Origin of the sequence: Comamonas sp., from assembly GCF_009360615.1 — a bacterium.
Lineage (GTDB): Bacteria > Pseudomonadota > Gammaproteobacteria > Burkholderiales > Burkholderiaceae_C > Comamonas.
The window spans coordinates 1-25,559 of sequence record NZ_SPEY01000082.1 but is presented as its reverse complement, the minus strand read 5'-3'; the positions used below and the strand labels follow the sequence as shown (position 1 = coordinate 25,559).

Below are 25,559 nucleotides of genomic sequence, written 5' to 3'. Positions count from 1 at the left end.
TCGCAGCCCATGATCAGATCGAGATTGCGCAGACCCACATCGAAGTCAATCACTGCGGTCTTGTGGCCGCGCAGAGCGAGGCCGGATGCGAAGCTGGCGCTGGTGGTGGTCTTGCCGACACCGCCTTTGCCGGAGGTCACGACGACGATTTTGGCCATGTTTGCACGATTCCTTTAAGACAAATGGGGCAGGTTGATAGGGTGTCCGGTGTGTCTCATACCGGCTCGATAATGATTTTTTCTCCTTCAAGACGCACCTTGGCAGCTTTGCCGGCGACTTCTTTGGGGAGATCGGTTTCAATTGTGCGGTAGATACCTGCAATGGAAAGCAGTTGCGCCTCCATGCAAGTGCTAAAAATTCTGGCGCTGGTATTGCCGCTGGCCCCGGCCACGGCGCGGCCGCGCAGCGGCGCATAGACATGGACGTTGCCGTCGGCAATCACCTCGGCACCATAGCTGACCATGTCCAGAACCACAATGTCGGTGCCCTTGGCATAGACGCGCTGGCCCGAGCGCAGCGGCCGGTCCACGATGAGGGCATCGGCCAGAGGTGCGGGCACCTCGACCTCCACCTCGCGAATGATCTCGTGGATTTCCGGCTCGGCGCGACGCGCCGGCATGGCATCGGGAGCTGCGCTCAGCCCCAGCGCCTTGGCCGCCTCCATCTGGGCCTCGCTGCCGCTGCGCACGGCAACCGGCACGGTGCGGTGGTTGCGCAGGGCCTCGAGCAGGGCCGGGAAGTCGATCTCCTGCTCGGCTTCACACACCTGGCTGAGGTCGATGAGCACGGGGTCGTTGTCGAAGAAGTCGGGGTCGTCGGCCAGACGACGTGCCAGATCCTGGGCCAGTGCCTGCATGTCGGTGCTGCGAAGCACCACGGAAAGCACCGGCAGTTGCGCGCTCTTGAGGTCAAAGCTGGGGCGCTCGGCGCCGGTCGGTTCAACAGACATGGATGGGATCAGCGCACATCAGGTGCTCTATGAGGACGACAAAGTGTACCTGTCAACCGGCAAAAGATAAGGTCACCGAGTGTTTGCACTGCAACACTTGATGCACCTCAGAGGCCCTATCTGCACAGGTCTGGATGAAAATACAGTCATGTCTCCAGAGCTTTCGATCCAGGGCGCCTGTGCCCGCATCACCTTGCGCCGCCCCGAAGTTGCCAACAAACTGCTGCCCGAAGACCTGAGCGTGCTGCGTCGCCAGATCGATGAGGTCAATGCCAACCCGGCCGTGCTGGTGCTGACGCTGCAGGCGGTGGGCAAGCATTTCTGCAGCGGCTACGACATCGCCGAGATTGCCAACAGCCAGAACGAGGGCAGCTCCTTCGGCGAAATGGTGGATGCCGTGGAAAACTGCCGCGCCGTGACGATTGCCGCGATCCAGGGCGGGGTGTTTGGCGGCGCCACCGATATGGCGCTGGCCTGCGATTTCCGCGTCGGCGGTGCCAACAGCCAGATGTTCATGCCCGCCGCGCGGCTGGGCCTGCATTTCTACGGCTCGGGCCTGGAGCGCTATGTAACCCGGCTGGGCCTGGATACGGCCAAGCGCCTGTTTCTGACCTGCGAGAAGCTGCAGGCCCAGGCGATGAAGGACTGCGGCTTTCTGACCGATCTGGCGGACGGCGCAGATATCGGCGAGCGCGTGGCGCAGCTGCAGGCCACGCTGTCCGGCATGGCGCCGCTAGCCTTGCTGGGCATGAAGAAGCACCTCAACGCCATTGCCCGCGGCGTGCATGACAAGGCCGGCATCGATGCTGCCGTGCAGGCCACCATCGAATCGGCCGATCTGAAGGAAGGCGGCGCGGCCTGGCGCGAGAAGCGCCAGCCTTTGTTTACCGGGCGTTAGGCCACTGTCTCTGCCTTGGCCAGGTATTCCCTGGCAAAGCCCTCGTACCAGTCCAGGCAGCCGGGGTTGGCCATGGCGTCCTTGTTGACCACCTTGGCCAGGGGCTGGCCCAGCAGCAGCTTCTTGATGGGCAGCTCCTGCTTCTTGCCGCTGAGCGTGCGCGGGATCTCGGCCACGGCAAAGATATCGTCGGGCACAAAGCGGGGCGACAGCGCCGAGCGGATGGCCTTGTTGATGCGCTCGCGCAGGGCCGCATCCAGCTCCACGCCGGGTCGCAGGGCGACAAACAGCGGCATGTAGCTGTCCTTGCCCAGATATTCCAGGTCCACCACCATGCTGTCCAGCACCTCGGGCAGGGCCTCGACGGCGCTGTAGATCTCGCTGGTGCCCATGCGCAGGCCGTGGCGGTTGATGGTGGCGTCGCTGCGGCCGTAGATGATGCAGCCGCCCTCGCCGAGCAGCTTGATCCAGTCGCCATGACGCCAGACTGGCCCCATCTCTGCCGGGCCGTCACCGCCGCCGGGTTGGCGGCCATGACCGGCGGGATACATGTCGAAATAGCTCGATAGATACCTTTTCCCGTCCGCATCGCCCCACAGGAACAGCGGCATGGATGGAATGGGCTGGGTGCAGACCAGCTCGCCGACCTCGTCCATCACGGGCTGGCCCTCTTCGTTCCAGGCTTCGACGGCCGCGCCCAGCTGGCGGCATTGCATGACGCCGGGCACCAGCGGCAGATCGCGGTTGCCACCGATAAAGGCGCCCGCAAAGTCGGTGCCTCCGGATAAGTTATTCCACCAAATATTGGCGCGGCCCAGTTTCTCGAATTGGTCTGTTCCCCACTGCTGTACCTCGGCAGACAGCGGCGAGCCCGTGCTGCCCAGCCCGCGTATGCGTGACAGATCCCCGCAGGCCGACAGATCGACACCGGCCTTCATGCAGTTGGCGTAGAAGGCCGCGCCCGAGCCAAAGCTGGTCACGCCGGTCTCGGCCGCGAAGCGCCACAGCGTGCCCCAGTCGGGCTTGTCCTTGCTGCCGCCGGGGCTGCCGTCAAAGATCACGCAGGTTGTGCCGCCCAGCAGGCCCGAGACCTGGGCATTCCACATCACCCAGCCCGTGGAGCTGTACCAGTGGTAGCGCTCGCCCCAGCTATTGGGCTCGTAGCTGCAGCCGATGTCGTTGTGCAGACCCTTGAGCTGCAGGGCCACCAGCACCATGCCGCCATGACCGTGGACGATGGGCTTGGGCAGGCCGGTGGTGCCGCTGGAGTAGACGATCCACAGCGGATGGTCGAACGCCAGCCATTCGGGCTCAAAGGCCGCGGTATCGGCATCATTTCTCGCTGTAACGCTGGTGTAGTCAGCGGTGTCAGCTATCTTTATCGAGGTATCCAGATTGGGCACCAGCACCACATGCTGCACGCTGGGCAGGCCGTCACGCAGCGCCTGCAGAACCTCGCGGCGGTCGATGTCCTTGCCGGCGTAATGCACGCCGTCCACGGCGATCAGTGCCTTGGGTGCAATCTGCTTGAAGCGGTCGAGCACGGCATGGGTGCCCATGTCGGGCGCGCAGATGCTCCAGATGGCACCCAGGCTGGCGCAGGCCAGAAAGGCGACCATGGCCTCGGGAATATTGGGCAGGTAGGCGGCGACGCGGTCCCCCTTGGCCACGCCCTGGGCGCGCAGGTGCAGGGCCAGGGCCGCCACCTGGCGCTGCAGCTCGGGCCAGCTCAGCTCGCGCTGCAGGCCCAGCTCGTTGCGGCTGATGACGGCGGGCATTCCTGCAGCATGGGCGGGCTGCACATGGCGCAGCACCTGCCGCACATAGTTCACCTGCGCGCCCGGGAACCACTGTGCGCCGGGCATGGTGTTGCCGGCCAGCACCGCGCTGTGCGGCGTGGGTGACTGCAGGTCGAAGTAATCCCAGATGCTTTGCCAGAAGGCGTCGAGATCGCTGGTCGACCAGCGCCACAGCGCGTCATAGTCGGCAAAGCTCAGGCCGCGCGTTTCATGAAGCCAGCGCTGGTACAACCGGATCTGGGGAATGTGGGGGGCGGGGTGTTGGGGGGCGCAAGACATGGCCTCAGCCTAGCGCTGCGAGCCGCGCAAGTCATTGGTGCTGCCCCCCGCAGATGTCACCTGTGCAGCACCGATGCGCGGTCAAACCGGCACGACTTGGGCCAATCAGGCCTGGGCCAGGACCTTGCATCAGGGTTGCTCCCTGCTGCCCCCTTGTTTGCGTGGGTCCTCATCGATAATCGGGGCCTGTCTACACCGTCAACGGCGCATGCCGGCGACCCGCACCCCATGTCCGCTTTGCCCACCCGCGTGCTGGCCGTCATTCCGCCGATGACGCAGCTCAACACTCCCTACCCCTCCACGGCCTACCTGACCGGCTTTCTGCGCTCGCGCGGCATCACCGCCATGCAGGAAGACCTGGCCCTGGCCCTGGTGCTGCAGCTGCTCTCGCCCGATGGCCTGCGCGCCGTGGCCGAGCGCATCCGAAGCCTGCCTGCCAAGCAGCACACGCCTGCCGTGCAGTCCTTTGTCGCGCAGCAGGAGCGCTATCTGGCCACGATTGCGCCCACGATTGCGTTTTTGCAGGGGCGAGACTCCACGCTGGCCCACCGCATCGTGGGACGTCACTTTCTGCCCGAAGGTCCGCGCTTTGCCACGCTGGACGTGTACGAGGACGAGGAAGGCGGCGATCCGCTGGGCTGGGCTTTCGGTGCCCTGGGCCTGCACGACAAGGCCAAGCATCTGGCCACCCTGTACCTCAACGACCTGGCCGATGTGCTGCGCGATGCCGTGGACGAGCGCTTCGAGTTCGTGCGCTATGCCGAGTCGCTGGCCGGCAGCCAGCCCACCTTCGATCCGCTGGCCAGCGCCCTCGCGGCAGAGCCCAATCTGGTGGACGAGGTGCTGGAGCGCCTGACGCTGGAGGCCGTGGAGCGTCACCAGCCCACGGTGGTGCTGCTGTCCGTGCCCTTTCCGGGCTCGGCCTATGCGGCATTTCGCATTGCGCAGACCATCAAGCGGCGCTTCCCGCAGATCGCCACCGTGCTGGGTGGCGGCTTTGTCAACACCGAGCTGCGCGAGCTGGCCGAGCCGCGCGTGTTCGACTACTTCGACTTCGTGACGCTGGATGCGGGCGAACGCCCGCTGCTGGCGCTGCTCGAGCATCTGCGCGGCGAGCGCGGCCGATCGCGTCTGGTCCGCACCTTTGTGCGCGGCGACGACGGCAAGGTGCAGTACGTGAACATGATGGAGTCCGACATCGCGTTTGCCGAGGTCGGAACGCCCACCTGGGACGGCCTGCCGCTGGACCGATACCTGTCGCTGCTGGACATGCTCAACCCCATGCACCGTCTGTGGAGCGACGGGCGCTGGAACAAGCTCACCGTGGCCCATGGCTGCTACTGGAAGAAGTGCAGCTTCTGCGATGTGAGCCTGGACTATATCGGGCGCTACGAGGGCGCCAGCGCCGCCGTGCTGGCCGACCGCATCGAGGCTATCGTCGCCGAGACCGGCCAGACCGGCTTTCACTTTGTCGATGAGGCCGCGCCGCCCAAGGCGCTCAAGGCGCTGTCGCAGGAGCTGATTGCACGCAAGGCCGGCATCTCCTGGTGGGGCAATGTGCGCTTCGAGAAGACCTTCACGCCCGAGCTGGCCGAGCTGATGGCCGACAGCGGCTGCATCGCCATCTCCGGGGGCCTGGAAGTGGCGTCCGACCGTCTGCTGGCGCTGATGAAAAAAGGCGTGACCGTGGACCAGGTGGCACGCGTGACCAAGGCGTTCTCGGAAGCCGGCATTCTGGTCCATGCCTATCTGATGTACGGCTTTCCGACGCAGACCGTGCAGGACACGGTGGACGCGCTGGAGTATGTGCGCCAGCTGTTTCTCAACGGTTGCATCCAAAGCGGCTTCTTTCACCGCTTCAGCTGCACCGTGCACTCGCCCGTGGGCCTCAACCCCGAGGAATACGGCATCGAGCTGCCGCCGCTGCCCGAGGGCAACTTTGCCAAGAACGACCGCCCCTTCATCGACCCTACGGGCGTCGATCACGACGCACTGGGAGCGGCGCTCAAGAAGGCCATCTACAACTTCATGCATGGCATCGGGCTGGAGGAGGATGTGCGCATGTGGTTCCCGTTCAAGGTGCCCAAGCCCACGGTCAAGCGCGACCGCATTGCGCGTGCGCTGCAGCAGAAGCAGTGAATTTGATAGCTGCTAGCGCTTGCTGATAAACAACTTTAGATCTGTTTATTGATTAATTCATTGACGGTATTGCGCTGCAAGCTATGTATTTGATAGTTTGCCCTTGTACAGCCGTTTTCCAGCGTGTGCGAGAGACCACAGTCCCTGGTTTACCAGTGCTTGCACGGCCCCAGCGGGCAAGCACTGCTTGCCATAATCTGCTCCGTTTTTGATATCTCCAAGGAGCGATGGGATGGGAATGTTTCAATGGACGGAGCGATCGTCCGATGTCTTGCAGGGCGGTGGCGTCATCGGCCCCGATGAGCGACTGCCCTGGACGCAGACCGGTTTGATGGGTATCCAGCACGTGATCGCCATGTTCGGCTCCACGGTGCTGGCCCCCATCCTCATGGGGTTCGATCCCAATCTGGCGGTGTTGATGAGCGGTATCGGCACGCTGATCTTCTTTCTTATCACCGGCGGCAAGGTGCCCAGCTATCTGGGCTCTTCCTTTGCCTTCATCGGCGTGGTCAACATCGCCACCGGCTATGTGGCCAGCCAGGGACCTGCCAACGCCAATATCGGCGTGGCGCTGGGCGGCATCATTGCCTGCGGCTTTGTCTACATGCTGGTCGGCCTGCTGGTGCAGATGGTGGGCACGGCCTGGATCGAACGCTTCATGCCACCCGTGGTGACGGGCGCCGTGGTGGCCATCATCGGCCTGAACCTGGCCTCGATTCCCATCAAGAACATGGCGTCCAACAACTTCGAATCCTGGATGCAGGCGCTGACCTTTGTGTCCGTGGCGCTGGTGGCCGTGTTCACGCGCGGCATGCTGCAGCGCCTGCTGATTCTGATCGGCCTGATCATTGCCAGCGTGCTCTACGCCGTCTTCACCAACGGCCTGGGCTGGGGCAAGCCCGTGGATCTGAGCGGCGTGCTCAATGCCGCCTGGTTCGGCATTCCCCGCTTCCATGCGCCGGTGTTCACCAGCAACGCCATGCTGCTGATCGTGCCCGTGGTCATCATTCTGGTGGCCGAGAACCTGGGCCATATCAAGGCCGTGACGGCCATGACGGGCAAGAACCTGGACCAGTACATGGGCCGGGCTTTCATCGGTGACGGCGTGGCCACCATGGTCTCCGGCGCAGCCGGCGGCACGGGCGTGACCACCTATGCCGAAAACATCGGCGTGATGGCGGCGACCCGCATCTACTCCACGGCCGTGTTCTTCGTGGCGGCCCTGCTGGCCGTGCTGCTGGGCTTCTCGCCCAAGTTCGGTGCGCTGATCCAGGCCATTCCCCTGCCCGTCATGGGCGGTGTCTCCATCGTGGTGTTCGGCCTGATCGCCATTGCCGGCGCCAAGATTTGGGTGGACAACAAGGTGGACTTCTCCGACACCAAGAATCTGATCGTGGCTGCCATCACCCTGATTCTGGGCACCGGAGAATTCACGCTGAGGTTCGGCGAATTCGCGCTGGGCGGCATCGGCTGCGCCACCTTCGGCGCCATCATCCTGTACGCACTGCTGGCCATGGGCGAGCGCAAATCTGAAACCAAGGTACAGGCCAAGTGAGTGCCAACATGTAATCGGGGGAACATTCCCCTGACAGCAGCGCGGGGCCTTTGCCGGGAATTCCTGTTTTAATGTTCCGCGCTGGTAACATTTCTCGCATGGAGATATGCCGCCCTACCCGGGCGGTTTTTTTTGGAGGTGCCAGCCCGAGCACCGAGCATGAGCCGCACAAATGCCAGCGCGTTGGCACCGGTCAGGCTCGCGTGCCGGGTCGGGGCCTTCGAGTTTGGAGCATGCAATGTCCATCGCAGATCGCGTACGTTACCCAGAATTCCTCTCGCGCGTCATGACGGCCGAAGAGGCTGCCGCCCTGATTCCCCACGGCGTCAATGTCGGCATGAGCGGCTTTACCGGAGCCGGTTACCCCAAGGCCTTGCCCCAGGCCATTGCGGCCCGCGCCAAGGCCGAGCATGCCCAGGGCAAGCCCTACAAGATCAATGTCTGGACCGGTGCCTCCACTGCCGCCGAGTGCGATGGGGTGATGGCCGAAGCCCATGCCCTGGGCCAGCGCCTGCCCTTCAACACCGACCCCATTGCGCGCAAGGCCGTGAATGCGGGCGAGATCGACTTCATCGACATGCATCTGTCCCATGTGGCGCAGCATGCCTGGTTCGGCTTTCTGGGCCACATGAACGTCGCCGTGATCGAGGTGCTGGGCGTGACTGCCGACGGCCTGCTGATCCCGTCGACGGCCGTGGGCAACAACAAGACCTGGCTGGAGATCGCCGACAAGGTGATTCTCGAAGTCAACACCAAGCCGCCCGCCCGGATGGAGGGCATGCACGACATCTACTACGGCACGGCCATCCCGCCGCGCCGCATGCCCATCAACATGACGCATGCCGACGACCGTATCGGCGATGCCTACCTGAAGGTGGACCCCGCCAAGGTGGTGGCCGTGGTCGAGACCCACAAGGGGGACCGCGACAATGTGTTTGCCACGCCGGACGAAAACTCCCAAAGAATCGCCGGCTACATCATCGATTTCCTGGCCCACGAGATGAAGATGGGTCGCCTGCCCAAGGAAATGCTGCCCATTCAGTCGGGCGTGGGCAATGTGGCCAATGCCGTGCTGGCCGGGCTGCTGACCGGTCCGTTCGAGAATCTGCTGGGCTTTACCGAAGTTCTGCAGGACGGCATGCTGGATCTGCTGCGCGCGGGCAAGATGAGCAAGGCCTCGGCCACCTCCATTTCGCTGTCTGCGGCGGCCTACAAGGACTTCGAGGACCACATCGACTTCTACTGCGAGCGCATCATCCTGCGCCCGCAGGAAATCTCCAACCACCCCGAGCTGGTGCGCCGCCTGGGCATCATCGCCATGAACTCGATGATCGAGGCCGATATCTACGGCAACATCAACTCCACCCATGTCATGGGCACGGGCATGATGAACGGCATCGGTGGCTCGGGCGACTTTGCGCGCAACGGCTATCTGTCCTTCTTCGTCACGCCCTCGGTGGCCAAGGAGGGCAAGATCAGCTGCATCGTGCCCATGTGCTCGCATGTGGACCATACCGAGCACGACACCCAGATCATCGTCACCGAACAGGGCCTGGCCGATCTGCGCGGCCTGTCGCCCAAGCAGCGTGCCCAGGTCATCATCGACCGGTGCGCCCATCCGGACTACCGCGCCCAGCTTCAGGACTACTTCGACCGCTCGCGCCAGCAGGGCGCACAGCACACGCCCCATATCCTGACCGAGGCGCTGTCCTGGCATCAGCGCTTCCTGGACCAGGGCGATATGCGAGCCTGAATAGGCTCCCCCTGAGCCGCTGCGCCTGGGCGGCCCCGCGGTTTCCCCCAAGGGGGACGACACCCTCGCTGCGGGGCGGCGGGCCGCCCAGGCCCTTGCTGGGTGCCTCTGACTCGGGGCGTGGGTGGAGCTGCTGCCTAGTCCGCTTGGTGCTGGCGTTGGCTGCTCCAAGTCCTTAGCATCGAAGGTCGCTCTGCAAAGAGCGTCCTTTTTTCATGCACCACAAGGACTGGTATGGCGATCTGGACCCGAGAACTCGATCTGAAAGCGCTGAACGCAGGCAGCGCAAACACTGCAATTTCCCATCTGGGCATAGAGTTCACCGAATACGGTGACGACTATGTGCGCGCCCGCATCCATGTGGATGAACGTACCTGCCAGCCCTATGGCATCTTGCACGGCGGTGTCAGCGTGGTGCTGGCCGAGACGCTGGGATCGATGGCAGCGGCCTGCAGCATTCCCGAAGGCTACCGCTGTGTGGGCCTGGGCGTGACTGCCAACCATGTGCGTGCAGGTCGCAAAGGCAGCTGGATCACCGCCACGGCGCGGCCCACGCACCTGGGGCGCACCACGCATGTCTGGGCGGTGGAGCTGCGCGACGAAGAGGGCAGGCTGACCTGCAACTGCAGCCTGACGATGGCGATCCTGCCGCCCGAGGCCGCCAAGAATGCGCGGCTGGATGCGGCTTCGTTGGGCGGGGTGCAGTAGGGCGGAGTGGTCTTTCGGATGCTACGGGTTTGAGCGACATGCCAAGGCACATCACGCTGCCATCGAAGAAAGGCGCACAGTCTTCCTCGGCTCAAACCCCCAGTAACGCCGACAGATTCTCCGGCTGCTGTTGCAGATCCGCGGACTCAGCCTGCAAGGCCAGCCGGCCTTTTTCCATCACCACGGCCTTGTCGGTATGGGCCAGCACCTTCTTGTAGTCGCGATCCACGATCAGCGTGGAAATGCCGGTTTCGCGAATCTGTGCAATCACGCGCCAGATTTCGGCCACCACCAGCGGCGCCAGACCCTCGGTGGCTTCATCCAGGATCATGAGGCGCGGATTGGTCATCAGCGCGCGGCCGATGGAGACCATCTGCTGCTCGCCGCCCGAGAGCTGATCGCCGCCGTTGGACAGGCGCTCCTTGAGGCGTGGAAAGGTTTCCAGCACACGCTCGTAGGTCCAGCCCCGACTGCCGTCCAGGCCGGCTCTGGCGCTCATCAAGAGGTTTTCCCTGACGGAGAGATTGGGGAATACGCCGCGTCCTTCGGGGACATAGCCAATGCCAAGACGTGCCATGTGTTCGGGGGCGGAATTCGTCACATCCCTGCCATCGGCAAACACCCGGCCCGAACGCGCCGGCACATAGCCCATCAGCGTACGGATCAGCGTAGTCTTGCCCATGCCGTTGCGGCCCAGCAGGCCTACGGCCTGACCCTGAGGCAGATCCAGCGAGATGCCGTGCAGGATATGGCTGTCGCCGTAAAAGCTGTGCACCTCTTGCAGGCTGAACATGGCAGGGTTCGAAGCCCCGGAAAGTGGGCGCGTGCCTGTGCCTTCCCCCTCCCGCGCAGCGAGAGAGGGGGAAGCGGCAGAGCCGCTCAGGGGGGGCTTTGTTTCAAGCATGCTCTTCCTCTCCCAGGTAGGCGGTGCGCACCACCGGGTCGTTGCGAATCTGATCGGGCGTGCCCGTGGCCACCACGCTGCCGTTGACCATGACGGTGATGCGATCGGCAATGCGGAAAACGGCATCCATGTCGTGCTCCACCAGCAGCACGGCATGCGCGGATTTGAGCTCCTGCAGCAGCTCCAGCATGCGCTCGGTCTCCTCGGCACCCATGCCCGCCAGCGGCTCGTCCAGCAGCAGCACGCGCGGCGCCGTGGCCAGGCACATGGCGACTTCGAGCTGGCGCTTGGCACCATGGCTCAGGCTGCCGGCGATGCGCCCGGCATGCTGGGCAAGACCGGCGCGCTGCAGCGCGGATTGCGCCCGCTGCAGACTGGCTGTGCAATGCTGGGCCGACTCCCAGATGCGCCAGGGCCTGGGCAGCGCATGGGCCTGCGCCGTGAGCCGGCAGTTCTCGAGCACCGTGAACTCGGGGAAGATGGTGGTGCGCTGGTAGCTGCGGCCGATGCCGGCCTTGGCGCGCAGCGGCTGCGGCATCTGCGTGACGTTCCGGCCCTCGAGCGCAATGCTGCCGCTGCTGGCCGCTATTTCGCCCGAGAGCATGTTGATCAGCGTGGACTTGCCGGCGCCATTGGTGCCGATGACGGCGTGGACCTCGCCCTGGTGCAGATCCAGGTCCACATTGTTCACGGCCACCAGCCCGCCGAAGCGCCGTGTCAGGCCGCGCACCGACATCCGGGGCACATTGTCCGCATCAGCCATGATCTGCTCCTTGCTGGCCAGCGCTTGCCGAGGGAGCCTTTCGCGCCGCAGCCTTCTGCTGCCATTTGTCGTTGATGCCGACCAGCCCCCTGGGCAGCAGCGCGACCAGCGCGATGATGGCCAGGCCCAGCGTCAGCTGCCAGTGGTCCGCAGCATTGCCCATGATGGCGTGGGTGCTCAGCAACTCCTTGAGCAGCACAAAGGTGACGGTGCCCAGCACCGCACCGCGCAGCGAACCCACGCCGCCCAGAATCAGCATCAGCAGCACCTCGCCGGAGTGGTGCCAGGCCAGCAGCTCGGGATTGACCACGGCATCGCGTGCGGCCAGCAAAAAGCCCGCCAGCCCTGCCAGCGCACCGGCGATCACAAAGCCGGCGAGCTTGTAGCCATAGGTGGCAAAGCCGGCAGCGCGCATGCGCTGCTCGTTGACGCGGATGCCGGCCAGAGCATGGCCGAAGCGCGAGTGGCGCAGCATGGTGATGAAGGCATAGACCAGCACCAGGGCAGCCAGCACCACGTAGTACTGCGTGGTGCTGCTTTCCATGTTCAGTGCGCCGATGGCCGGGCGTTGCATCAGGTAGATGCCGTCGCTGCCGCCAAAGTAGCCCACGTCGTGCACGACGAAGAAAGCCAGTTGCGCGAATGCCAGCGTGACCATGATGAAGTACACGCCCTTGGTGCGCAGGCTCAGGGCGCCCACCACCAGCGCATACAGGCCCGAGACGCCGACGGCGGCGCCGAGCATGACGAGAAAGTGGCTTCCGTCCTGGCCGGCGGCCTTCACCGCCGCATAGGCACCGAGACCGAAGTAGGCCGCATGGCCGAGGCTGACCAGACCTGCGCCGCCCACCAGGATATGCAGGCTCAGCGCAAAGATGGACAGGATCATGATCTTGACCACCAGGTCGGACAGATAGCCCGACCAGAAGGGCTGGGCGGCCGCCAGAAGCACCGCCGCAGCCAGCGGCAGCACCACCCCGACCCAGACGCTTTGCGAGCGGATGGGGCGGCTCTGGCTGGTGACGGCCGGTGCTTGCGCATAGGCCTGATTGGACTGCGGCAGTGGCGTATAGGAGTTGTTGCTCATATCGGTGATCCTTGACACTGCTTGCACAACTGGCGTGAGTCCCGCAGGAGGCTCCGGGCAAGAGCCGTCCCGCAGCGAGGGTGTTCTGCCTCTCCGGCGTGGCTGCAGAGGGGGTGGGCGCAAAGCGACTCGGGGTGGAGTTTCATCATCTTTTGCCCATCAGTCCTTCCGGCCGCCATACGAGGATCACGGCCATCAGCAGATAGATGCTCATGCCGCTGAGCTCCTGGAAGAACACCTTGCCGAAGGTGTCGACAAAGCCCACCAGCAGCGAGGCCACCAGCGCACCGGTGATCGATCCTATGCCGCCGATGACCACTACGACGAAGCAGATGATGAGCACGCCGGAGCCCATGTTCGGATAGACCGAACTCATGGGGGCAGCGATCATGCCGGCCAGGGCTGCCAGTGCCACGCCCACGGCGAACACGATGCGGTACAGGCGCTTGATGTTGATGCCCAGACCCCGCACCATGTCGCGGTTGCTGGCTCCGGCACGAATCATCATGCCCAGGCGCGTTCGGTTGACGGTGTAGTACATCAGCACTGCCACCAGCAGGCAGGCTGCGGCGGCAAACACGTTGTACCAGGGGTACTGCATCATGCCCATGAGCGGGAAGCTGCCGGCCAGCCAGGCCGGCTTTTCCACGCCATGCACATCGTTGCCCGCGAGGATGGCGCGCAGGCCTTCAAACACCAGAATCAGGCCATAGGTCATCAGCACCTGCTGCAGATGATCGCGTTCGTAGAGAAAGCTGAAGAATGCCCACTCGAGGAAATAGCCCAGCACCACGGCCAGCAGCACACCCACCAGCAGCATGGTGATGAATTGCTGGCCCAGATACGGCGCCAGCGAGAACGCCACGTAGGCGCCGATCATGTAGAAGCTGCCATGGGCGAGGTTGATCACCCCCATGATGCCGAAGATCAGCGTCAGGCCCGAGGCCAGCAGAAACAGCAGCAGTCCGTACTGAATCGAGTTCAGGCACTGCACCAGAAAAGTGGCGAGATCCACGGCAATCCTTGTTGAAGCGGGAGGGGCGAGATAGGGGAGCCTTCCGCCCCGCGAATGGTGGATTCGCGAGGGAGACGAGGCGCTCTGTCGCGAGCCGGCAGCGGGGAGCGGCAGGCTCAGAGCCGCGACTTATCCAGGGCGGTGTGACTCGCGTCGTCACATGCGGCAGCCGCGGGCCGGGTCCGCCAGCGCCTTCACCGCCACGCTGATCTTCTTGTTCTCCTTGCCGTCGACCTTGCGCAGATAGATGTCCTGCACGGGGTTGTGCGCCTTGCTCAAGGTGAAGTCGCCGCGCGGGCTGGCAATGGTGGCTTTTTCGATGGCGGTGCGGAAGGCATCCTTCTTGCTGATGTCGCCACCGGCCGCCTTCAGGCCCACGGCCAGCATCTGCGCGGCGTCATAGCCTTGCACGGCATAGACATCGGGCTGCAGCTTGTAGCTCTTGGCGTAGTTGGTGCGGAAGGTCTGGTCGCGCACCGTGCCCAGTTCGTCGGCATAGTGCAGCGTGGTCAGCATGCCCTGGGCGGCGTCACCCTGCGCGTCCAGCGTACCGTCGGTCAGAAAGCCCGGTCCGTAGAGCGGAATGGTCTTGGACAGGCCCGAGGCGTGATAGTCCTTGACGAATTTCACGGCACCTGCGCCTGCGAAGAAGGAGAACACCGCATCGGGCTTGGCTGCCGCGATCTCGGTCAGCAGCGCCTGGAATTCGACGTTGGGAAACGGCAGCGTCAGCTGCTTGCTGACCTTGCCGCCGCTTTTCTCGAAGCCTTCCTTGAAGCCGTTGACGGCCTCTTCGCCGGCAGCGTACTTCCAGGTCAGGGTCATGGCATTTTTCTTGCCCTCCTTGGCCGCCACCACCCCCATGGGGTAGGCCGTCTGCCAGTTGGAGAAGGAGCTGCGGAAGATGTTGGGCGCGCACATGGGGCCGGTGACGGCATCGGCTCCCGCATTGGGAACGATGAGCACGGTGCCGCTTTCCTTGGCGGCCTTGGCCATGGCCATTGCCACGCCGGAATGCACGGTGCCGATGATCACGTCGACCTTGTCGCGCTTGATGAGACGGTTGACGTTGTCCGTGGCCTTGGCGGGGTCGGATTCATCGTCGACCTTGAAGTATTCGATTTCGCGCCCGCCCAGCTTGCCGCCCTGTTCGGCGACCTGCATGCGAAAGCCGTTCTCGATCGCCACGCCCAGGGCGGCATAGGTGCCGCTGAATGGCAGCATGAAGCCGACCTTGATCTTCTCCTGCGCCATGGCGCTGCTGCCGCCTGCGGCGGCAGCCAGTGCGATTGCGCTCCATATTGCCCATTGCTTGCTCATGCTTGTCTCCTGCTGGTTGATGGATGAATGCCGGCTTGTTATCAGGTCAATGGATAGGACTGGCTGTGGTGCTGGGGGCGCACTGACGCTCACGCGCACTCTAACAACTTTAGGTTTAAAGCAATACCAGCGATTGCCCTAGTCGGGCGTAGCGGTCCCGATTGCTTTCTGCGGCCTTGAAACCGGCCGTCAGCGCGGCTTAGTGTCCAGTTCACGCAAGCGAAAGCGCTGGATCTTGCCGGTTGCGGTTTTGGGCAGCTCATCCACAAATTCAATGAATCTCGGGTATTTGTAGGCAGCCAGCCGGTTCTTCACGAAGGCCTTGAGCTCGGCCTCGCTGGCGCTGCGTCCGGGCTTGCACACCACATAGGATTTGGTCTTGGTCAACCCCTGCTCGTCGGTCACGCCGATCACGGCGGCTTCCAGTACGGCGGGGTGCTGCTGCAGCGTGGATTCGACCTCGAAGGGCGAGACGTAGATGCCGCTGACCTTGAGCATGTCGTCGCTGCGGCCTGCATAGGTGTAGTAGCCCTCGGCGTCACGCACGTATTTGTCGCCGCTCTTGAGCCAGGCGCCCTGGAAGGTGTCGCGCGTCTTGTCGCGGTTGGCCCAGTACATCAGGGCCGCGCTCGGGCCTTTGATGTAGAGATCGCCGATCTCGCCATCGGCCACGGGCTGGCCGTCCTCGCCGCGCAGTTCCACCGCATAGCCGGGGACAGGCTTTCCGGTGCTGCCGTAACGTATGTCGTCCGGGCGGTTGGAGAGAAAGATATGCAGCATTTCGGTGGAGCCGATGCCATCCACGATATCGGCGCCAAAGTGGTTCTTGAAGCGCTGGGCGATGTCGGCTGGCAGGGCTTCGCCCGCCGAGGAGCACATGCGCAGACTGACCTGCTCGCGTGCCGGCAGGGCGGGGTGCGCCAGCATGCCCGCGAAGCCCGTTGGCGCGCCGAAGAACACCGTGGGCCGGTGCTCGGTCCAGCGCCTGAAAGTGGCTTCCGGCGTGGGGCGCTCGGCCATCAGCACCACGCTGGCTCCTACGCTCAGGGGGAAGGTCAGGGCATTGCCCAGACCGTAGGCGAAGTAGAGCTTGGCGGCGGAAAAGCAGACATCGCTTTCGGTCAGGCCCAGCACCGGTTTGCCATACAGCTCCGCCGTCCAGTAGGGGTTGGCGTGGGTGTGCACCGCGCCCTTGGGCTTGCCGGTGGAGCCCGAGGAATACAGCCAGAAGCCGGGGTCGTCGCCCATGGTTCGGGCGGCATGAGCGAGCGGCGTCTGCTGTTGCAGCCAGGGCTGCAACGGCTCGAAGGCCGGCGGCAGGCCTTGCGGTGCTTCCTCGGGTCTGGCGACCCAGATATGGTTGACCTCATGCTGCGCCTGCTCCAGGGCCTGCTGCACCACGGCAACCAGCGCACCATTGGTCAATACTGCCTGAGCACGGCAATGCTCGAGCATATAGGCGTAGTCGGCAGCAGTGAGCAGGGTGTTCACCGCCACCGGCACCACGCCGGCGTACATGGCTCCCAGAAAGGCGATCACCCACTCGCGCATATCGTGCATGACCAGCAGCACGCGCTCCTCGCGATGGATGCCGGCAGCGAGCAGGCCGTGGGCCATGCGACGGGCCTGATCCTGCAATTGCGCATAGCTGAGCGTGCCCCGGTCATCGGTGTAGGCGGTCTTGTCACCGCGCCCCTGGTTGAGGTCGAACAGATGCTGGGAAAAGTTGAAGGGCTGGCTGAAATCGGTCATGGCTCATGCTCCCTTCGTTTCTGCCAGTGTCTGCAGAACCTGCGGTGCGGCTTGTATGGCGCTTTTGCGATGATAGAAATCCAGGGCCCGCAGGCCGCCGAGCTCGCCGCCGCCGCCGGCGCGGCCCGGACCTCCATGCAGGGACTGCGGCATGACATTGCCATGGCCCGTATGCAGCCGGGCGACGGCGGGCGTTACCACATGCACCCGGCCGTGGCTGGCAGCGAGCTCGGCGGCGGCAGCGGCCAGTGCCTGGTCGTCATCGCCGTAGATCGAGCAGACCAGCGAGCCCTGGCCGCGATGTGCCAGGGCCAGGCCATGGGCCAGATCTTGGTACGGCATGAGCGTGGCCACGGGGCCAAAGATTTCCATGTCATGCACGGGTGTGCAGCCATCCGGGTCCTGTGTTCCCAGCAGCACGGGCTGTGCACAGGCAGCGATCGCCGGGTCGGCATCGATCAGCGCGTTGCGCCGGCCGTCATGCAGGGCCGCAGTGTGCTCCAGCAAGCGGGCCAGGCCCTGCTGCACGCCGTCGTACTGCTCGCGGCTGACCAGAGATCCCATGCGCACGGCGTCGTTGCGCGGGTTGCCCACGGAGATCTTCTCCAGCTGCGCACTGATGGCCTGGGCCAGGCTGTCATACAGGGCCTGCGGCACCAGCACGCGGCGTATGGCCGTGCATTTCTGGCCGGACTTGACCGTCATTTCGCGCACCACTTCACGCGCCAGCAAGGCGGCGGCTTCGCTGTCCGGGCCCTGGCCGGGCAGCAGCATTGCACAGTTCACGCTGTCGGCCTCGATATTGCTGCGCACGGAATGGCGGCTGATGGCCGCGTGAGAGCGGATGGTCGCTGCAGTGTCCGCAGACCCTGTGAAGGAGAGCACATCCAGGGGCTGCAGCTGATCGAGCAGTCCGGCGGCACTGCCGCAGACGATGGACAGCGCGCCCGGCGGCAATATGCCGGCATCGATCACATCCTTGACCATGCGCTGGGTCAGCCATGCGGTGGCCGTGGCCGGCTTGACGATGACGGGCACTCCCGAGAGCAGGGCGGGTGCCGCCTTTTCCCACAGTCCCCAGGCAGGGAAGTTGAAGGCGTTGATGATCAGTGCCACCCCGTGCGTCGGGACCTGGATATGCCGGGACTGAAAAGCGCCGTCCTTGGCCAGCGCCACGGCTTCGCCGTCGCCCAGATGTCCGGCATCGCCCAGCGCTGCACCCCACCGGGCGTATTGGTTCAGGGTGTAGATGCCGCCATCCACATCGACGGCGGTGTCGCTTCTGACGGTGCCGCTGTTGGCGGTGGAGATCTCGTAATACGCGTCGCGCCGGCTTTGCAGCACGGCGGCAATATCGGTCAGCAGGCCGGCGCGCCGGGCGTAACCGAGGGCTCGCAAGGCCTTGCCGCCGGTGTCGCGTGCAAAGGAAAAGGCGGCGCCCAGATCCAGCCCCGTGGCATCGACACGCACCAGCTCGGCTCCCAGTACCGGGTCGCGTAACAAGCTGCCCCGGCCGCTGCCGGTCTGCCAGCGTCCAGCCACATGGTTGGCCAGTAACTCAGTCATGGGAGGTCTCCTGAAGGGCTGTTCTGATCAGCCTCAAATCTTCGTCAAAACATGCAATATTGTGCGTGCAATCAAAAGATAAATACGTGACAATGCAGTGTCAAGCAATATATTGCATGATTCGCGTTAACCCCGACTGTTTATCATTCACGGCCTCTGAGGAGCTTTATGGATCAGTTAGACATGGCATCCGCGTCGGTTGCGGAAGGGGATGAGACGGGCAAAAGCCCGTTGCTGCAAGCCTTGGGCGAGAGGGTGCGCAATCTGCGTGCGCGCCGCGGTCTCACGCGCCGCGGGCTGGCTTCTGCGGCGGTGGTGTCCGAGCGCCATCTGGCCAATCTCGAATACGGCACGGGCAATGTCTCCATCCTGGTGCTGCAGCAGATCGCACAGGCACTTCAGTGCAGCATGGCCGAGCTGCTGGGCGATGTGACGACGGCCAGCGCGGAATGGCTGCTGCTGCGCGAGTTGCTGGAGGGCCGCAGCGAAGCCGATTTGCAGCGCGTGCGGCTGGCGGCCGGAGAGATTCTGGGGACCGCGCCCAGCGGAGACCCGCACCGCGCCTCGCGCATTGCCCTGATAGGTTTGCGCGGCGCGGGAAAGTCCACCCTGGGCCGCATGCTGGCAGAGCAGCTGAATGTGCCGTTTCTGGAGCTGAACCAGGAAATCGAGCGCGTGGCCGGTTGCAGCGTGCGCGAGATCTATGACCTCTACGGAGCAGGCGCCTATCGCCGCTATGAGCGTCGTGCACTCGAAGAGGCCGTGCAGATCTACAGCGATGTGGTGATTGCCACGCCGGGGGGGATTGTCTCGGACCCCGCGACCTTCAATGAGCTGCTCAGCCACTGCACCACGGTCTGGCTGCAGGCCCAGCCCGATGAGCATATGAGCCGTGTCGTGGCGCAGGGGGATACGCGGCCCATGGCGGCCAACCCCGAGGCCATGGATGATTTGCGCCGGATTCTGGACGGCCGGTCGGCCTTTTATTCCAAGGCCGACCATGTTCTGGACACCAGCGGCAAGAGCCTGGCGCAAAGCTTCAGGCAACTCAGGGCGCTGGTCGCGCCCTGACGGGATTCAGGCGGGCAGTGCGCGCTGGAGGATGGCCGAAATATCCAGCCCGGCAGGGTCGAACGCTCCGACCACCATGCTCCCGCTTTGCGCGCCCAGGCGGGTGTGGATGAAGGCCTCGGCCATGACAGCGGGCGCGTGTTTGTGCAGCAGGCAGGCCTGGGCCAGCAGGCACAAGTCCTGCACCAGCCTGCGGGCTTGGGGCTGCAGCGCATCGGGAGCGACAGACAGTCGCTTGGACAGCGATTGCACCATGGCCGTCAATACGGGCCGGTCGGCAGCCATCTCGCCCAGATCCTGCAGCAGCAGGCGCGCGGCTTCGGGCTCGCGTCCCATGGCGCGCAGCACGTCGAGGCACATCACATTGCCCGAGCCTTCCCAGATGGAGTTGACCGGCGCTTCACGGAACAGGCGCGAGACAATGCTGTCCTGCACATAGCCGTTGCCGCCAAAGACCTCCATGGCTTCGCCCGTGATCTCCACCGAGCGCTTGCAGACCCAGAACTTGGCGGCTGGAGTCATGATGCGTTTCCAGGCACGAGCCAGCAGGTCGCCGTCGGCCTCCAGCTCACAGGCCTGCGCCAGATGCATGGCGAGCTGCATGGAGGCTTCGCTTTCGAGTGCCAGATCCGCGAGTACGGAGGTCATCAGCGGCTGATCTGCAAGATGCTTTCCAAAGGCCGAGCGCTGACGCGCATAGGCAATCGACTGCACGGTGGCACTGCGCACGATGGCCGCGCTGCCCAGCACGCAGTTCAGCCGCGTGTAGCTGGCCATTTCGATGATGGTGGGAATGCCGCGCCCTTCCTCGCCCATGAGAATGCCCCAGGCGTCCTGCAGCTCCACTTCCGAGCTGGAGTTGCTGCGGTTGCCGACCTTGTCCTTGAGGCGCTGCACACGCACCGGGTTCTTGCTGCCGTCGGGGCGCCAGCGTGGCACGAAAAAGCAGGCATGACCGCCGAGTTCGCCGCTTGCCGTGGCCAGGCGCGCCACCACCAGATGGGCGTCGCACATGGGGGCCGAGAAAAACCACTTGTGGCCGCGCAGCAGATACTCGCCGCCGCGACCGCCCGCGTGCACCGGGCGGGCCACCGTGGTGTTGGCGCGCACGTCCGAGCCGCCCTGTTTTTCCGTCATGCCCATGCCGATCCAGATGGACTTTTTCTGGGCCAGCGGCAGATCGCGCGCGTCGTACTCGTGGCTGTACAACCGGGCCTGCAGCTGGCTCCAGAGCGCTGGCTCTTTTTGCAGCACGGGGATGGCCGCCGTGGTCATCGTGGCCGGGCACAGCGTGCCTTGCTCCACCTGGCCGTGCAGGTAAAAGCCGGCGGCCCAGGCGCTCCAGCGACCGCGGCCCGGACTCTCGAAGGGCAAGGAGATCAGCCCCTGCTCGCGATACAGCTGCATGAGGCGATGCCAGCTGGGATGGAATTCCACGGCATCGAGCACACGCCCGCGTGCGTCAAAGCGCTGCAGCTCGGGCGCATGGCGGTTGGCGAGTTCGGCCTGCTCCCAGCTGTGCTTCTCGCCAAGCTGCTGGGCAAAGCGGCTCAGGGCTGGAACAAAGCCCTGGGCCTGCTGACGCAGAAGCACTTCCTGCAAGGCCATGTCGGCCTGCAGCAGGTTGATGTCGGTCAGCTCATCGAACTGGTTGAAGACGTCATGGGTGTCCAGGGCCTGCATGCGATCACTCCTGTGGCTGTGCGCGCGTCACCGGGCAATATAGAGCGCGGCATGGTTGGCCGCAAAGCGGGTTTTCAGCCGGCCTGTCACCTGTGCTCAGCGCCTGCGCGCCTGCTCGTACAGGCCCATGACCCGCGGCACATTCCCCTCCAGCTGACGGATGCGATCGGGGCCCGTCGGGTGTGTGGAAAGAAAGCCTATGCCGCCTTCGCCCGTGGCCTGGCCCATCTTGCGCCACAGGCTCACGGCGGCCTGCGGGTGGTAGCCGGCGCGGGCTGCCAGCTCCAGCCCGACCAGGTCCGCATCGCTTTCGTCGTTGCGGCTGAACTTGAGGCTGAGCAACTGGCCGCCCAGGCGGGCCGCCGCATTGCCCAGGTCGCCCAGGCCCAGCAATTGGGCGCCCAGCGAGATGCCGATGCTGGTGGCCTGGTTCTTGGCCAGCTGCTCGCGCGAGTGCTCGCGCAGGGCATGGGCCATCTCGTGGCCCATGATCATGGCGATCTCGTCGTCCGTGAGCCGGAGCTGGTCGATGATGCCGGTGTAGAAGGCGATCTTGCCGCCGGGCATGCAGAAGGCGTTGATCTGCTTGCTGCCGATGAGATTGACTTCCCAGCGCCACTGGCTGGCGCGCGGGTTCCACTGCGCGGCATAGGGAATGAGGCGCTGTGCAATGCCGCGCAGGCGTTGCAGCTGGGGGTTGCCGGCGTCGGCCAGCGCACCCTGGGCCTTGGCCTTTTGCAGCAACTCCTGGTATTGCTGGGTCGCAGAGTTTTCCAGGGTCTCTGCCGGTACCAGCTGGCGCATGACCGATGCCTTGCCGACCTCCACCTGCGCCTGTGCGGGTGCAGGCATCAGCGGCGCGCAGGCCAGTGCAAGCAGCAGGCAACTTCGGGTGGCGGGCAGGCGCAGGGATGAGATGAGGGCGTGCATGAGCACCAAGTCTATGCGAGCCCGACGAGGCCTCGGGTCAGACGGTTTCTGCAGTCTTGCGCTCTGCCTGCACCACCAGCCAGAGACCGCCGATCACGCCGAGCAGACCCAGCACGGACCACCAGGCCGGTCGCTCGCCCACCACCCACAGCGACAGCGCAAAGGCGGTGATTGGCTCGGCCTTGCTCAGGGCCACACCGGTCGCGGCAGACATGCCGCGCAGGCCCACGGAAAACAGCAGATAGGCAAAGCCCGTGGCGACCATGCCCAGATAGATCGCCACGGCCCAGCCTTCGGCGCTGATCTGCAGCGGCCCGCCCAGCCAGGCAGAAAAGGGTAGCGACAACAGGGCTGCGCAGGCAAACACCCAGGCATTCACCGAGGCCACTCGCGCCTGCAGCACCAGCGCCTGATTGACCAGGGCGTAGGCGGCGTAGGACAGACCGGCCAGCAGGCACAGGGCCATGCCCGCCCATGGCAGATGCTGTCTGTCGGTGGCGGCCAGTGCCATGACGACCCCTCCGCCCACGCCGGTGCAGGTCCCCAGCCACCATTGCGGGCTGGGCATGCGCTTGTGCACCACGGCCTGCATCAGGCCTGCCCAGATGGGGCCGCTGCCGATGGCCAGTGCCGTGCCCAGAGCTACGCCGCTGGCCTTGACGCCGGCAAAGAAGCTGAGGTTGTAGAGGGCCATGCAGAGGCCGCAGAACAGTACCCGCGCCCAGCGCATGGGCTGGCGCACAGGGCCCCGGTCCAGCAGCAGCGCCAGCGCGACAAAGAACAGTGCGGCCATGGCCATGCGCAGGCCGCCCACCCAGTAGGGCGAGAGCTGTGCAGGCGCGAAATGCTGTGCCGTGCCTGTGGTACCCCAGAGCATGGCGGCAGCCAGCACCAGGCCGACGGGACCCAGAGCGCTGCGGGACGATGAGGAAGAGATCGCGGAAGTGACTGACATGGGTGAGCCATCATGCGCGGGCATGGGACGCTCATCTGTCGAGAAACGCTTGAAGTGAGAGGGGCTGCTCAGCGTCGCTCGCGCAGCTGGCGCGATGTCACGCCGCGTTCGCGCCGCAAGGCATAGGCCAGGGCGCTTGCCGAGGCGTAGCCGCAGCGCAAGGCGGTCGCTTCGAGTGCCGTCCCCTGTTTGAGCTGCAGCACGGCAGCATCCAGGCGCAGGCCGCGAAGCCAGTCCTGCGGGGTGCGGTCAGTCAGCTCTACAAAACGGGCATGGAACTGGGCCACGCTCAGGTGCATCAAGTCCGCCAGTCTGGCCGTGGGCCAGCTTTCGTGCAAGGCTGCCTGAACCTGCTGCTGCAGCCGCAGCAGATCCAGTCCACGCCGCTGCAGCAAGGTGGGGGCCTGCAGCACCAGTGCCATTTGCGCGGCGGCCGACAGGCTCGATTGCGGAAAGCGCAGCGCCGGTGGCACGGCAAAGCGGCGCAGCCTGTCCAGCCCCTCGGCCATGGGCGCATCGATCACCAGTACCTGGGTTTGCGGTGCGGCCAGATAGCCATGGTCGGCACCTGCGGGGATGACCATGCCGCAGGCGCTGTCTACAAAGCTGGGTCTGCCGGCCACCTCCAGCTCCATGCGGCCCTGCAGCGCAAACAGGATCTGGGCGTAGTCATGGGCATGTGCCTGGTGCTCGCCGCTGTAGCTGCGCACCGATGCCTGTGCCTGATCAAGCACAGGGCGCGGGGATGCGGTGTCACGGCTCATGGCTAACCTTGCTTGCTTACAGAAAGAGACGGCGGTCACGGTAATGGTAGCGCCCGGCGACTGGCGCGGGCAACCGATAATGCCCTCTGCCTCAGAGAACCAGACCATGACCGAGTCGTCCCAAACAAGCCGCAGCCCCACTTCCGCAGACGTCGCCATCAAGCCCAAGCGCAGCTGGGGCCAGGCCTTCAAGGTCTACGCCCAGCCCACCAGCCTGCGCATGCTGGCTCTGGGCTTTTCGGCCGGCCTGCCCTTGCTGCTTGTGCTGGGTACCCTGAGCTTCTGGCTGCGCGAGGCCGATATCGACCGCACGACGATCGGATTCCTGAGCTGGGTGGGTCTGGCCTATGCCTTCAAATGGGTGTGGTCCCCGCTGGTGGATCGTCTGCCCCTGCCGGCGCTGACACGGATGCTGGGCCGCCGTCGCAGCTGGCTGCTGTTTTCGCAGCTGCTGATCGTGGCGGGCCTGCTCGGCATGTCGTTCATGGACCCCAAGCAATCGCTGCAGCCACTGGTGTGGTGCGCAGTGCTGGTGGCTTTCGGCTCGGCCACGCAGGACATTGCGCTGGATGCCTATCGCATAGAGTCCGCCAAGCTCGACGACCAGGCGGCCCTGGCGGCCACCTACCAGACCGGTTATCGCCTGGCCATGATCTGGGCCGGGGCCGGCGTGCTGTGGGTGGCGGCACAGGTGCAGGGGGATGTGCAGGGCTATATGGTGCAGGCCTGGCATGTGGCCTATACGGCCATGGCGGCAAGCATGCTGGTGGGCATGATCACGGTGCTGCTCTCGCCCGAGCCTGAAACCCGCCCCATGGCACCGGCGCGCAATGCCGCCGAATGGATCAAGGGCGCACTGATTGCGCCGTTTGCCGACTTCATCGGCCGCTATCGCTGGCAGGCGCTGCTGCTGCTGGCGCTGATCGGCCTGTATCGCGTCAGCGACGTGGTCATGGGCATCATGGCCAACCCGTTCTATGTGGACATGGGCTACACCAAGGAAGAAGTGGCCGCCGTGACCAAGGTGTTCGGCGTCATCATGACGCTGCTGGGCGGCTTCGTGGGCGGCACCATGGCCGTGCGCTGGGGCGTGATGCGCGTGCTGATGCTGGGTGCCTTGCTGTCGGCCGGCACCAATATGCTGTTCGCCTGGCTGGCCACGCGCGGCCACGATGTCTCGGCCCTGGTCTGGGTGGTCAGCGCCGACAACCTCGCGGGGGGCATCGCCTCCGCTGCCTTCATCGCCTACCTCTCGGGCCTGACCAATGTGCAGTACTCGGCCACGCAATATGCGCTGTTCAGCTCGATGATGCTGCTGGCGCCGAAGTGGCTGGCAGGCTTCTCGGGGGTGTTTGTCGATACCTATGGTTACGAGGCGTTCTTCCACACCACGGCGCTGATGGGCTTGCCCGTGCTGCTGCTGATTTTCCTGGCATCCAGAGTAAAAATGGGCTCTGGCGCTTGATGGGTAATTGCTGCCAGCTATTGTTTTTGCGGCGCATAAAGCGTTTACCGAACTTTACCCGCCAGACAAGCGCAGATCATCTGCGTGCTGCAGCATGGTGCCTTGATGAAATATCGAGGCGCGAGCATGACTACACTGCCCCCTATGAGCACGCACCAACTTCTGATGATTGAGGACGACGTTCGCCTGGCGCAAATGGTGAGC

Annotated in this window: 21 protein-coding genes; 7 read left to right on the top strand and 14 right to left on the bottom strand. The window is 64.6% G+C overall.

From position 1 onward, the window contains the following. Positions 1–158, bottom strand: a 158-nt coding sequence (locus E2583_RS19740; protein ID WP_291597930.1) for a P-loop NTPase, incomplete at its 3' end; no start/stop codon positions are given. Positions 159–214: 56 nt separating this feature from the next. After that, a complete protein-coding gene (gene minC, locus E2583_RS19735) occupies positions 215–949 on the bottom strand; it encodes a septum site-determining protein MinC (RefSeq protein WP_043370414.1) in 735 nt (244 codons plus the stop codon). A 148-nt stretch (positions 950–1,097) separates the two neighbouring features. Here minC and E2583_RS19730 point away from each other — a divergent pair, with 148 nt between their 5' ends. Further along, a complete protein-coding gene (locus E2583_RS19730) occupies positions 1,098–1,847 on the top strand; it encodes an enoyl-CoA hydratase/isomerase family protein (protein WP_043370415.1) in 750 nt (249 codons plus the stop codon). On the opposite strand, the gene E2583_RS19725 is transcribed toward E2583_RS19730, so the two are convergent. Next, positions 1,844–3,925 carry an acetoacetate--CoA ligase gene (locus tag E2583_RS19725; RefSeq protein WP_291597929.1) on the bottom strand — a complete coding sequence of 694 codons (2,082 nt, stop codon included), beginning with the start codon at positions 3,923–3,925 and terminating at the stop codon, positions 1,844–1,846. The genes E2583_RS19730 and E2583_RS19725 overlap by 4 nt on opposite strands. Before the next feature lie 228 nt (positions 3,926–4,153). Between E2583_RS19725 and E2583_RS19720 the strand changes: the two genes are divergently transcribed. From E2583_RS19720 to E2583_RS19705, 4 genes are all read left to right on the top strand, one after another. Beyond that, entirely contained in the window at positions 4,154–6,064 is a 1,911-nt protein-coding gene (locus E2583_RS19720; RefSeq protein ID WP_291597928.1) for a radical SAM protein, read from the top strand. Positions 6,065–6,296: 232 nt separating this feature from the next. After that, complete coding sequence (locus E2583_RS19715) at positions 6,297–7,619, top strand: solute carrier family 23 protein (RefSeq protein ID WP_291597926.1); 1,323 nt, start codon at positions 6,297–6,299, stop codon at positions 7,617–7,619. Between the two features lie 238 nt (positions 7,620–7,857). After that, positions 7,858–9,372, top strand: a complete 1,515-nt coding sequence (locus E2583_RS19710) for an acetyl-CoA hydrolase/transferase family protein (RefSeq protein ID WP_291597925.1) — start codon at positions 7,858–7,860, stop codon at positions 9,370–9,372. Positions 9,373–9,606: 234 nt separating this feature from the next. Next, complete coding sequence (locus E2583_RS19705; RefSeq protein ID WP_291597924.1) at positions 9,607–10,080, top strand: hotdog fold thioesterase; 474 nt, start codon at positions 9,607–9,609, stop codon at positions 10,078–10,080. Positions 10,081–10,171: 91 nt separating this feature from the next. Here the strand turns inward: E2583_RS19705 and E2583_RS19700 are convergent, their stop codons facing one another. From E2583_RS19700 to E2583_RS19670, 7 genes are all read right to left on the bottom strand, one after another. Then, complete coding sequence (locus E2583_RS19700) at positions 10,172–10,873, bottom strand: ABC transporter ATP-binding protein (RefSeq protein ID WP_291597923.1); 702 nt, start codon at positions 10,871–10,873, stop codon at positions 10,172–10,174. A gap of 103 nt (positions 10,874–10,976) precedes the next feature. Further along, positions 10,977–11,747 (bottom strand): ABC transporter ATP-binding protein, encoded by a 771-nt coding sequence (locus E2583_RS19695; protein WP_291597922.1) that lies wholly within the window; start codon positions 11,745–11,747, stop codon positions 10,977–10,979. Next, a complete protein-coding gene (locus E2583_RS19690; RefSeq protein WP_291597920.1) occupies positions 11,740–12,834 on the bottom strand; it encodes a branched-chain amino acid ABC transporter permease in 1,095 nt (364 codons plus the stop codon). The genes E2583_RS19695 and E2583_RS19690 overlap by 8 nt, the downstream gene beginning before the upstream one ends. A 145-nt stretch (positions 12,835–12,979) precedes the next feature. After that, positions 12,980–13,849: a branched-chain amino acid ABC transporter permease gene (locus tag E2583_RS19685; RefSeq protein ID WP_291597919.1), complete on the bottom strand. Its 870-nt coding sequence runs from the start codon at positions 13,847–13,849 to the stop codon at positions 12,980–12,982. Positions 13,850–14,005: 156 nt separating this feature from the next. Beyond that, a complete protein-coding gene (locus tag E2583_RS19680) occupies positions 14,006–15,169 on the bottom strand; it encodes an ABC transporter substrate-binding protein (protein WP_291597917.1) in 1,164 nt (387 codons plus the stop codon). 189 nt (positions 15,170–15,358) lie between these two features. Further along, a complete protein-coding gene (locus tag E2583_RS19675) occupies positions 15,359–16,921 on the bottom strand; it encodes a benzoate-CoA ligase family protein (protein ID WP_291597916.1) in 1,563 nt (520 codons plus the stop codon). Positions 16,922–16,924: 3 nt separating this feature from the next. Further along, positions 16,925–18,487, bottom strand: a complete 1,563-nt coding sequence (locus tag E2583_RS19670; protein ID WP_291597913.1) for a 3,4-dehydroadipyl-CoA semialdehyde dehydrogenase — start codon at positions 18,485–18,487, stop codon at positions 16,925–16,927. Positions 18,488–18,655: 168 nt separating this feature from the next. Here E2583_RS19670 and E2583_RS19665 point away from each other — a divergent pair, with 168 nt between their 5' ends. Next, a complete protein-coding gene (locus E2583_RS19665) occupies positions 18,656–19,558 on the top strand; it encodes a helix-turn-helix transcriptional regulator (protein WP_291597912.1) in 903 nt (300 codons plus the stop codon). 6 nt (positions 19,559–19,564) lie between these two features. On the opposite strand, the gene E2583_RS19660 is transcribed toward E2583_RS19665, so the two are convergent. The 4 genes from E2583_RS19660 to E2583_RS19645 form a co-directional block, all read right to left on the bottom strand. Beyond that, positions 19,565–21,241 carry an acyl-CoA dehydrogenase family protein gene (locus E2583_RS19660; protein ID WP_291597911.1) on the bottom strand — a complete coding sequence of 559 codons (1,677 nt, stop codon included), beginning with the start codon at positions 21,239–21,241 and terminating at the stop codon, positions 19,565–19,567. 96 nt (positions 21,242–21,337) lie between these two features. Continuing rightward, the gene (locus tag E2583_RS19655; RefSeq protein ID WP_291597910.1) at positions 21,338–22,171 is read right to left on the bottom strand and encodes a M48 family metallopeptidase; all 834 of its coding nucleotides are present in this window, start codon (positions 22,169–22,171) and stop codon (positions 21,338–21,340) included. A 37-nt stretch (positions 22,172–22,208) separates the two neighbouring features. Further along, positions 22,209–23,126 (bottom strand): EamA family transporter, encoded by a 918-nt coding sequence (locus tag E2583_RS19650; RefSeq protein WP_291597908.1) that lies wholly within the window; start codon positions 23,124–23,126, stop codon positions 22,209–22,211. 68 nt (positions 23,127–23,194) lie between these two features. Next, positions 23,195–23,890 (bottom strand): AraC family transcriptional regulator, encoded by a 696-nt coding sequence (locus E2583_RS19645; RefSeq protein ID WP_291597906.1) that lies wholly within the window; start codon positions 23,888–23,890, stop codon positions 23,195–23,197. Positions 23,891–23,996: 106 nt separating this feature from the next. Here E2583_RS19645 and E2583_RS19640 point away from each other — a divergent pair, with 106 nt between their 5' ends. Beyond that, on the top strand, positions 23,997–25,355 hold the full coding sequence (locus E2583_RS19640; RefSeq protein WP_291597904.1) for an MFS transporter: 1,359 nt from the start codon (positions 23,997–23,999) through the stop codon (positions 25,353–25,355). Positions 25,356–25,559: the final 204 nt, after the last annotated feature.

What these genes read in the sequence shown, in the direction of transcription:
- E2583_RS19660 (WP_291597911.1), bottom strand. Translation starts at nt 21,241, where the DNA reads ATGCAGGCCCTGGACACCCATGACGTCTTCAACCAGTTCGATGAGCTG.
- E2583_RS19730 (WP_043370415.1), top strand. Translation starts at nt 1,098, where the DNA reads ATGTCTCCAGAGCTTTCGATCCAGGGCGCCTGTGCCCGCATCACCTTG.
- E2583_RS19665 (WP_291597912.1), top strand. Translation starts at nt 18,656, where the DNA reads ATGGATCAGTTAGACATGGCATCCGCGTCGGTTGCGGAAGGGGATGAG.
- E2583_RS19655 (WP_291597910.1), bottom strand. Translation starts at nt 22,171, where the DNA reads ATGCACGCCCTCATCTCATCCCTGCGCCTGCCCGCCACCCGAAGTTGC.
- E2583_RS19670 (WP_291597913.1), bottom strand. Translation starts at nt 18,487, where the DNA reads ATGACTGAGTTACTGGCCAACCATGTGGCTGGACGCTGGCAGACCGGC.
- E2583_RS19720 (WP_291597928.1), top strand. Translation starts at nt 4,154, where the DNA reads ATGTCCGCTTTGCCCACCCGCGTGCTGGCCGTCATTCCGCCGATGACG.
- minC (WP_043370414.1), bottom strand. Translation starts at nt 949, where the DNA reads ATGTCTGTTGAACCGACCGGCGCCGAGCGCCCCAGCTTTGACCTCAAG.
- E2583_RS19695 (WP_291597922.1), bottom strand. Translation starts at nt 11,747, where the DNA reads ATGGCTGATGCGGACAATGTGCCCCGGATGTCGGTGCGCGGCCTGACA.
- E2583_RS19680 (WP_291597917.1), bottom strand. Translation starts at nt 15,169, where the DNA reads ATGAGCAAGCAATGGGCAATATGGAGCGCAATCGCACTGGCTGCCGCC.
- E2583_RS19700 (WP_291597923.1), bottom strand. Translation starts at nt 10,873, where the DNA reads ATGTTCAGCCTGCAAGAGGTGCACAGCTTTTACGGCGACAGCCATATC.
- E2583_RS19645 (WP_291597906.1), bottom strand. Translation starts at nt 23,890, where the DNA reads ATGAGCCGTGACACCGCATCCCCGCGCCCTGTGCTTGATCAGGCACAG.
- E2583_RS19710 (WP_291597925.1), top strand. Translation starts at nt 7,858, where the DNA reads ATGTCCATCGCAGATCGCGTACGTTACCCAGAATTCCTCTCGCGCGTC.
- E2583_RS19650 (WP_291597908.1), bottom strand. Translation starts at nt 23,126, where the DNA reads ATGTCAGTCACTTCCGCGATCTCTTCCTCATCGTCCCGCAGCGCTCTG.
- E2583_RS19725 (WP_291597929.1), bottom strand. Translation starts at nt 3,925, where the DNA reads ATGTCTTGCGCCCCCCAACACCCCGCCCCCCACATTCCCCAGATCCGG.
- E2583_RS19705 (WP_291597924.1), top strand. Translation starts at nt 9,607, where the DNA reads ATGGCGATCTGGACCCGAGAACTCGATCTGAAAGCGCTGAACGCAGGC.
- E2583_RS19675 (WP_291597916.1), bottom strand. Translation starts at nt 16,921, where the DNA reads ATGACCGATTTCAGCCAGCCCTTCAACTTTTCCCAGCATCTGTTCGAC.
- E2583_RS19640 (WP_291597904.1), top strand. Translation starts at nt 23,997, where the DNA reads ATGACCGAGTCGTCCCAAACAAGCCGCAGCCCCACTTCCGCAGACGTC.
- E2583_RS19715 (WP_291597926.1), top strand. Translation starts at nt 6,297, where the DNA reads ATGGGAATGTTTCAATGGACGGAGCGATCGTCCGATGTCTTGCAGGGC.
- E2583_RS19690 (WP_291597920.1), bottom strand. Translation starts at nt 12,834, where the DNA reads ATGAGCAACAACTCCTATACGCCACTGCCGCAGTCCAATCAGGCCTAT.